General features: G+C 70.0%; 2 protein-coding genes and 1 pseudogene. All 3 read left to right on the top strand.

The genetic code is table 11. The annotated features are described in order from the left end of the window. Positions 1 to 1,143 (top strand): TolC family outer membrane protein (locus J4G12_10330; GenBank protein MCE2456186.1); only part of this gene is annotated, 1,143 nt, incomplete at its 5' end. A gap of 7 nt (positions 1,144 to 1,150) precedes the next feature. Next, positions 1,151 to 1,417 carry a hypothetical protein gene (locus tag J4G12_10325; protein MCE2456185.1) on the top strand — a complete coding sequence of 89 codons (267 nt, stop codon included), beginning with the start codon at positions 1,151 to 1,153 and terminating at the stop codon, positions 1,415 to 1,417. 2 nt (positions 1,418 to 1,419) lie between these two features. Next, positions 1,420 to 2,495, top strand: a pseudogene (locus J4G12_10320) (class I tRNA ligase family protein).

Genomic DNA, 2,495 nt, shown 5'->3' with positions numbered 1-2,495 from the left:
GAGGCCAGCGTGAGCGAGGTCGGGCTGGGGAACAGCCTGACGGCGACCGGGAACTTCGGCGCCTCGATGACCGAACGGACGGCGAAGACCAGCGGCGGGTCCAGCCAGAGCGAGGCCAAGCCGCTCCTCACGTCGGCGCGGGTGTCGCTCTCGAAGCGGGTGTTTGACTTCGGCCGGGTCCGCGGGCGCGTGGGGGTGGAGCAGTCCCTGCTCGGCGCCGCCCGCTATCGGCTGCAGGTGGTCGAGCAGCAGGTCCTGCATGACGCGGTGATCGCCTACCTGAACGTGTTCCGCGCCCGTGCCCGACTGGAGCTGGCCGTCAAGGGCGAGGAGCTGTTGCAGAGTGATCTCAAGGCGACGCAGGAGCGCTTCCAGGTCGGCGACGTGACCCCGACCGATGTTGCCCAGGCCGAGGCGCGGCTGGCCGACCGCCGGGCTGACAGCCTCAACCGGGAACAGGATCTGGACCATGCGCTCCGGGAATACCGCCTGGCGACCGGCTCCGACTTCTCCGAGAACGCGGCCTATCCGAACGAGCTCCCGGCGGTTCCCGCCAGCGAGATCGAGGTAGAGGACAGTGCCGTCCACCTGCATCCGGCGGTCCTCATGCGGCGGGCCAACGTGGAAGCGGCAACCCGGGGCAAGGACGCGATGGCGCTCGAGATCCTCCCGACATTCGACGTGACCGGGAGCGCCACCTACGCGCGCAACCCGAACACGTTCTTCGAGTCATCGACGGACCTGTCGGTCGGGATCGGCGCCACCGTCCCGCTGTGGTCCGGCGGGCGCGTCGATGCCGCGGTGCGCAGCAGCGAGGAGCTGCTGGGGCGGACGAGGCGCGAGCTCGATGCCGAGATGCGCAACGTCCGGCTGCAGGCACTGGGTGCGTGGCACCGCTTCCGCAGTGCTTCCGAGACGATCACGGCGCTCGAATCCTCGGCCCGCGCGAACCGTATCGCCTCCGAGGGGGTCCGCCGGGAGGCCGAAGTCGGGAACCGCACGACCCTCGATGTGCTCAACGCCAACCAGGAGCTGCTGGTGGCCGAGGACCGTCTCGACGAGGCGCGGCACGTCCTGCAGGTTGCAGCCTACGGACTGCTCCAAGCCACCGGCCGGATGACGGCCGAGCACTGGGGTCTCTGAGCGGTTCGTGACCGCATCGTCGCAGGACCGGATCGAGGCGACCCTGGAGGCGATCCGGGCCGACCTGGAGCGGGCGGGTCCGCATCCGGAAGGCCCGGTGTCCACAGGCCTCGAGGCCCGCGTCGACAACCCGCTCGATGAGTACGTGCGCCGCCGGGTGGACGAGTTGATCCGGGCGTGGCTCCGCGAGAATCTCCACGCAACGGTCCGCGACCTGCTCCGGGCCGAGCTCGCATCCCGGCCTGAGGGCCCCCGTTCCGACGAACCGACCTAGCCATGCCAGAACAACGGATCGGCCGGGCGTACGAGCCGGCCAGCGTGGAATCACGCATCTACCAGGCCTGGGAGGACACGGGCGCCTTTGCCTGCGACCCGGACTCCGCCCAGGATCCGTTCGTCGTGATGATGCCGCCCCCCAATGTCACGGGGAGCCTCCACATCGGGCACGCGCTCAACATGACGCTGCAGGATGTCCTCAGCCGCTACTGGCGCATGCGCGGCCGGGACGTGCTGTGGCAGCCGGGATCCGACCATGCCGGGATCGCCACCCAGATGGTGGTGGAGCGGCAGCTGGCGGACGAGGGCGGCCCGGACCGCAAGGCGCTCGGCCGCGAGGCGTTCGTCGGGGCATGGAAGCGGGAATCCGGCGGGACGATCAACCGCCAGCTGCGACGTCTCGGGGCATCCGCTGACTGGTCCCGCGAACGCTTCACGCTGGACGAGGGTCTCTCGGCCGCGGTCCGGCAGGTGTTCGTGCGCCTGCACCGGGAAGGGCTGATCTACCGCGACAAGCGGCTGGTGAACTGGGATACCCAGCTCCGCACCGCGATCTCCGACCTCGAGGTCGACAGGCGGCTTCTGGTACATCCGCTACCCGTTTGCCGACGGCGACGGCCACGTCACGGTGGCCACGACCCGCCCGGAGACCATGCTGGGGGACACCTGCGTCGCCGTGCACCCGGAGGATCCGCGGACCGCGGACTTCGTCGGCCGCGATGTCCGGTTGCCGCTCACCGACCGGGTGATCCCGGTCGTTGCGGACGCCTACGTCGATCCGGAGAAGGGGACGGGCGCGGTCAAGATCACGCCCGCCCACGACTTCAACGACTTTGAGGTGGGGCGGCGGCACGGCCAGCCGCCGATCAACATTCTGAACGCGGACGGCACGCTGAACGCCAACGTGCCGGCGGTCTATCGGGACCTCGACCGCTTCGAGGCCCGCAAGCGCGTGGTGGCCGACCTCGACGCCGCCGGCCTGCTCGAGCGAGAGGAGGAGATCGTGCACACGGTCCCCTTCGGCGACCGCTCGCAGACGGTGATCGAACCGTGGCTCACCGACCAGTGGTTCGTCG

Source organism: Gemmatimonadota bacterium (assembly GCA_021295815.1).
Taxonomy (GTDB): Bacteria; Gemmatimonadota; Gemmatimonadetes; order Longimicrobiales; family Gaopeijiaceae; genus JAGWBQ01.
Note: the sequence above shows the minus strand (reverse complement) of the source record. Positions and strands in the feature narration are given on the sequence as shown.